Source organism: Micromonospora sp. 15K316 (assembly GCF_004348525.1).
Taxonomy (GTDB): Bacteria; Actinomycetota; Actinomycetes; order Mycobacteriales; family Micromonosporaceae; genus Micromonospora.
In genome coordinates this window covers 1-6,101 of sequence record NZ_SMKG01000296.1, presented here as the reverse complement: position 1 = coordinate 6,101, position 6,101 = coordinate 1, and the positions used below count along the sequence as shown (strand labels likewise).

At 75.2% G+C, this 6,101-nt stretch carries 3 protein-coding genes; 1 reads left to right on the top strand and 2 read right to left on the bottom strand.

Going from position 1 to position 6,101, the window contains the following annotated elements; genetic code table 11:
- Window positions 1–87: 87 nt before the first annotated feature.
- Together E1211_RS29915 and E1211_RS29910 are read right to left on the bottom strand one after the other, a co-directional pair.
- A complete protein-coding gene (locus E1211_RS29915; RefSeq protein WP_132353229.1) occupies window positions 88–951 on the bottom strand; it encodes an ABC transporter permease in 864 nt (287 codons plus the stop codon).
- On the bottom strand, window positions 951–3,818 hold the full coding sequence (locus E1211_RS29910) for an alpha/beta fold hydrolase (protein WP_132353227.1): 2,868 nt from the start codon (window positions 3,816–3,818) through the stop codon (window positions 951–953). Before E1211_RS29910 ends, E1211_RS29915 begins: the two co-directional genes overlap by 1 nt.
- A gap of 96 nt (window positions 3,819–3,914) precedes the next feature.
- Between E1211_RS29910 and E1211_RS29905 the strand changes: the two genes are divergently transcribed.
- Window positions 3,915–6,101, top strand: a 2,187-nt coding sequence (locus tag E1211_RS29905) for an AAA family ATPase (RefSeq protein WP_132353225.1), incomplete at its 3' end; no start/stop codon positions are given.

Sequence of the window (6,101 nt, the reverse complement as noted above, 5' to 3'; positions counted from 1 at the left end):
CCCCCGGCACCGCCGCACCCCAGCGGAGCGCCCACGGTGGCGGTCACCCCGGACGGCCGCGTGTGACCGCGGCCACCGCCGGTCTCCCTACGAGGTGACGTCCTTGCGGGTGAAGCGCCAGTACGCCAACGCCCAGAAGAGCGTCGCGTAGCTGATCGCCGAGATCGTGCCGCGTACCACGTCGTCGGTCTGCACCGGAGTCGACAGCAGACCGAGCCACGCGGTGCTGAAGTGGGTCGGCAGGAAGTCGCGCAGCACGCCGAGCGCGGTGATCTGGTCCAGGATGCTGGAGAGGATCCAGAGCAGCACCGCGCCGCCGACCGCGCCGAGCGCGGCGTCCGTGCTCACCGAGAGCAGGAACGCCAGACCGGCCACCACCAGCAGGACGACCGCGAGGTAGCCGAGCACCGCCAGCAGCCGGAGCAGCCCCTCCCCCGGCGGCAGCTCCGCGGCGACGGTGCTGCGCAGCGGCGACCAGCCGTAGCGGAGGGAACCGGCCGCCAGGGCCGTACCGGCGAGCAGCAGCAGCGCCAACCCCGAGTACGCGGCCGCGACCAGCAGCTTCACCGTGAGCAGCCGGGCGCGGGGCACCGGAACGGCGAGCAGGTACCGCAGACTTCCCCAGCTCGCCTCGCTGGCCACCGTGTCGCCGAAGAAGAGCGCCACCACCACGACCAGCAGGAACGACGCCGAGACGAAGATGGTGAAGAGCGTGAAGTTCAACCCGCCCGACGTGGCGAACGAGATCAGGCTGCCGAACTCGCCGCCACCGTTGTCGTCGTCGCCGGAGTCGAACTGGAACGCGATCAGGATGATCAGTGGCAGCAGCACCATGAACCCGAGCGCCAGCTGCGTACGCCGACGGGCCGCCTGCCGACGGAACTCCGCCAGGAACGGCAGCGTCGTCGACGGCCGGTAGCCCGCGGCCGCACCCACGGTGGACGTCGCCATCACCGATCCCCGCTTCCCCGAGAGGTCTCGCCCACCAGGGCGAGGAACGCGTCCTCCAGGCGGCGCCGCGGCACCACCCGGTCCACTCCGATTCCGGCCCGGACCAGCTCGGCCACGACCTCGCTGCGCGCCGTGCCGTTCGTGTCCACCACCAGCTGCCCGTTGCTCTCCGGCAGCACCCGTACCCCGTCGAGCCGGTCCAGCACGGCCCGCGCGGCGTCCGGGTCGGTCACCTCGAAGAGCACGCTCGGCGACTCGCCGACGATCTCCTCGACCGGCCCCGACGCCACGATCCGCCCCTTGTTGACCACCACGGCGTGGGTGCAGGTCTGCTCCACCTCGGCGAGCAGGTGGCTGGAGACCAGCACCGCCCGCCCGTCCGTGGCGTAGCGCTGGAGCACCCGGCGCATCTCGGCGATCTGCGGCGGGTCCAGCCCGTCGGTCGGCTCGTCGAGCACCAGCAGCTCGGGCAGGCCGAGCATGGCCTGCGCGATGGCGAGCCGCTGCCGCATCCCGTGGCTGTACGTCTTGATCCTCCGGTGCACGGAGTCGCCGAGCCCGGCGATCTCCAACGCCTCGGCGAAGTGCGCGTCCGCCTCCGGTCGCCCGGTCGCCCGCCAGTAGGCCTTCAGGTTCTCCAGGCCGGAGAGGTGCGGCAGGAAGCCGGGCCCCTCGACGAGCGCGCCGATCCGTGACAGCACCGGGGAGCCCGGCACCAGCCGGTGGCCGAAGACGTGGATCTCGCCGGCCGTGGGCTGGGTGAGCCCCATCAGCACCCGCAGGGTGGTGGTCTTGCCGGCGCCGTTCGGCCCGAGCAGGCCGACCACCTGGCCGGGGTGCACCTCGAAGTCCACGTTGGAGACGGCGACGAAGCCGTCCGCGTACTCCTTGCGCAGCCGGCGTACGACGAGCGGGACGTCCGCGTACTCCGGATGCACCGAGCTGTCGTGGCGGCGGTGCCGGCGGCGGATCACGGCGACGACCACGGCGAGCCCGACCACGATCGCGGCGAGCAGCCCGACCAGCACCCAGCGCCAGACGGTCGCCGCCGTCGGGATCGGCTCGCCCGCGACCGTCGGGAGGGCGACCGGCGCGTCACCCGCCGCCACGGTGTAGACGACCGGCTCGGCCGGGCTCGCGTACGCCTGGTCGGAGGTCGCGACCACCACCCGGAGCCGGTGCCCGGACTCGAACCGGCGGACGATCGCCGGCAGGGTGACGGTGACCGGGCGGGCGTCGGCGGCACGCCGGGGCAGGCCGGTGAGCCGTACCGGGGCGATCAGGCCGTTCGGCAGGGTGGTCGCGCCGTTCGGGTCCACGTCGTAGAGCTTCACGAAGAGCACCGCCTCGCCGGTCGGGGACGCGGCCCGGATCGACACCGTCGGCGCGCCGACCACGTCCACCGCCTCGGCCAGCGGTGCCGACTCGAACCGGGCGTGCTGGCCCGGCACGTCCCCGGCCACCCCGTCGAGCAGGGCGGAGAGACCACCGGCGAACGGCACCGAGGAGATGGCGGCCGGGTTGCCGTTCGGCGGGTTGGCTATCCGCTGCTCAGGGCCGGTCACCGCGACGTCGGTGCGCCGCTGGCCCGCCGTGCCGGGGTAGTCGGCCGTGCGGAATCCGGTGGCGACCAGGCCACGGTCCAGCGCGTCGAAGCCGGCGATCCGCGACCAGGTGAAGTCGTTCCCGGGCGCCCCGCCCTCGCCCCGCACGTAGTGGTCGAGCCACTGCACGGTCAGGAAGCGCACCCGGTCGGAGTCCGACGTCGGCCCGTCACCGCCGTCGTGCCCGCCGGTGAACCAGGCCACCCGGACCGGAGTGCCGTTGGCCGCGAGGCCACGCGCGTTGGCGTCCGCCTCGGCGAGCGGGAAGAGGCTGTCCGCCTCGCCCTGCACCAGCAGGGTGGGGGCGGTGATCCGGTCGAGCACCCCGGCCGGGCTGGACCGGCGCAGCAGGTCCACCGCCGCCTGGTCGGCCCGGCCGGTCGTCGCGATCCGCAGGTACGCGGCGCAGACGTCCGCCGCGAACCGGCCGCAGGACGGATCGGCGGCGGCGCCGGGAGCCTGCCCCGGACCGCTGCCCGGGCCCGCACCGGGGTCGGGGCTGGGCGGCCCGGCCGACGCCGGCGCCCCCTGCGGCTGGGCCGCGATGTTGCCGGAGAGCCCGGCCGGGCCGGAACCGACGCTGCCACCACCGCCGAAGAAGAGGCCGGCCCAGCCCTTCTTGAACACGCCCGCCGTGGCGGGCCCACCCGCACTGTCCGGCACCAGGCTCCGAGCCAGGTCGTTCCAGGTGATCATCGGGACGATCGCGTCCACCCGTCGGTCCTGCGCGGCGAGCAGCAGGGCGAGCGCCCCGCCGTACGAGCCGCCGACCACACCGATCCGGGGATCGCCGGCGGCGTCGGTGCGAACCTCCGGACGGGCGGCGAGCCAGTCCAGCAGCCGCTGCGCGTCGCGCACCTCGTAGTCGGGGCTGTCCAGGTGGATCTCGCCCCCGCTGCGCCCGAAGCCGCGCGCCGTCCAGGTGAGCACCGCGTACCCCCGGCCGGCGAACTCCTCGGCGTCGTCGCGTACTGACTCCTTGGTGCCGCCGAAGCCGTGCGCCAGCAGCACCGCCGGCACCTTGTGCCCGGGTGAGGCCTCCTCCGGGAGGTAGAACGTGGTGTCCAACTCGACCGGCTGCCGGCCGTCCGGCCCGGAGCGCACGGTCAGCATGGCGACCTCGGTACGCAGCTCCGGATCGCGTGGCCGGACCGCCCAGCCGACGGCGACGGCGAGCAGCACGGCGACCAGCGCCGCGACGACCGCACGGCGACCGGTGGGGAGGGCACGCCGGATCCGACGGATCGACAACCGCGATGTCATGCGGCACACGGTACGGCTCGATTCCTGAGCATTGGCTGAGATCTCCGTACCCCGTCGTGGCCGACGCGGGTGGGCCACGGCGGCTAGGGTCGGACGGTGGCGCGACCTGACCTGACAGTGACCGCGAGCCTGCGCCCGGCGGCGCTGGACGCGCGGCGCGGCATCGTACGGCTGCACCCGGAGGTGCTGACGGCGCTGGGCCTGCGCCCGGGCTCCCCGCTGCGGCTCGCGGGACGGCGGGTGACCGCGGGGATCGTGGCGGCGGCCGACCCGGGCGCGAGCCGCGCCCTGCTCTACGCCGACGACCTGACGCTGGGCAACCTGGGGATCCGCGACGGCGGCCAGGTGACGGTGAGCCCGCTCCCGGTGACCGCGGCCGGCCGGGTCACCCTGGCCGGGCCGGTGGAGATCGTCGCCGCGGTGAGCCCGGAGATGCTCCGGCTGGCGCTGCTCGGCAAGGTGGTCACCACCGGGGACGACGTGTCGCTGCTGCCCCAGGACGTGCTGCCGGACGCCTCGGTGCGCAGCCTGGTCGCCGCGGCCCGGCGCAGCCTGGCGAACACCGTCGGCTACGCCTGGACGAGCAGCCTGCTCACCGTGGTCGCCGCGGAACCGGCCGAGGGCGCGCTGGTGACCATGGAGACCCTGGTCGGCTGGGAGCACGGGCCGGTCACCCACGGCTCCGCCGCTCTCCCCCCGCAGGCCGATCCCGCGATCGCGGACGCCGCCCGCACCGACGGACCGACCGTCGACGAACTGCCCGGGCTGCGCGTCCAGGCCGAGGAGCTGACCGAACTGCTCGACCTCGGCTTCCACCACCGGGAGGTGCTGAACCGGCTCGGCACCAGCGTCTCGCTCGGCGTCCTGATCAGCGGCCCGGCCGGTTCGGGAAAGTCCGCGCTGGTGCACGCCGTGGCGGCGCAGGTCGAGGCCCGGGTCGTCGCGCTCTGGGCACCAGAGGTGGCCGCGCTGAGCAACCAGGCCGCCGCCGACCGGCTCCGGGCCGCCGCAGCCGCCGTCCGGGCCGGCGAACCGGCCGTGCTGCTGGTCACCGACGTGGAGGCGCTCGCCCCGGCCGACGCCCCGGGCCCGGTGGCCACCGTCTTCCGCCAGGTGCTCGCCGAGACCGTACGGGCCGGGGCGGCGGTCGTCTGCACCACCGGCCGCCCGGAGGCCGTCGACCCGGCGCTGCGCGCCCCGGACCTGCTCTCGCTGCGGATCGGCGTCCCGCTGCCCGACCCGGCGCTGCGCCGGGAGCAGCTCACCGTGCTCACCCGCCAGGTGCCCCTCGCCGAGGACGTCCGGCTGGACGAGATCGCCGGCCGGACCCCCGGGTTCGTCGCGGCCGACCTGGCCGCGCTGGTCCGCGAGGCCGGCGTTCGGGCGGCGTTACGGCAGAAGGCGGCGCCGACGCCGACGGTCGCGATGGACGACTTCGTCGCGGCGCTGGAGGTCGTCCGACCGACCACGATGGCCGGGTCCACCCTGGAGCTGGCCGCCGTCACGCTCGACGACGTCGGCGACCTGGTCGAGGTGAAGCAGACGCTCACCGAGTCGGTGCTCTGGCCGCTGACGTACCCGGACACCTTCGCCCGGCTGGGGGTGCAGCCGCCCCGCGGCGTCCTGCTCTACGGCCCGCCGGGCTGCGGGAAGACGTACCTGGTCACCGCCCTGGCCGGCTCGGGTCGGGCGAACGTGCTCTCGGTGAAGGGCGCCGAGCTGCTCTCCAAGTGGGTCGGGGAGAGCGAACGGGCCGTCCGGGAGCTGTTCCGGCGCGCCCGGGAGGCCGCGCCCACCCTGATCTTCCTCGACGAGGTGGACGCGCTCGCCCCGGTACGCGGTCAGGCCGGCGACGGCGGTACGACCGACCGGGTGGTGGCCGCCCTCCTCACCGAGCTGGACGGGGTGGAGGCGCTGCGCAACGTGGTGGTGGTCGGCGCGACCAACCGGCCCGACCTGGTCGACCCGGCGCTGCTGCGTCCCGGCCGGCTGGAGCGCCTGGTCTACGTGCCGCCGCCGGACGGGCCGGCCCGGAAGGAGATCCTGCGCGCCGCCGCCCGCACCGTGCCCCTCGCGCCGGACGTGGACCTCGCCGCGCTCGGCGACGAGTTGGACGGCTTCTCGGCGGCGGACTGCGCGGCCCTGGTACGCGAGGCGGCGCTGGCCGCGATGCGGGAGTCGCTGAGCGCCTCCACGGTCACCGCCGCGCACGTCGCGGCCGCCCGGGACCGGGTACGCCCGTCCCTGAATCCGGCCCAGGTAGCCCACCTCGCCGCCTACGCC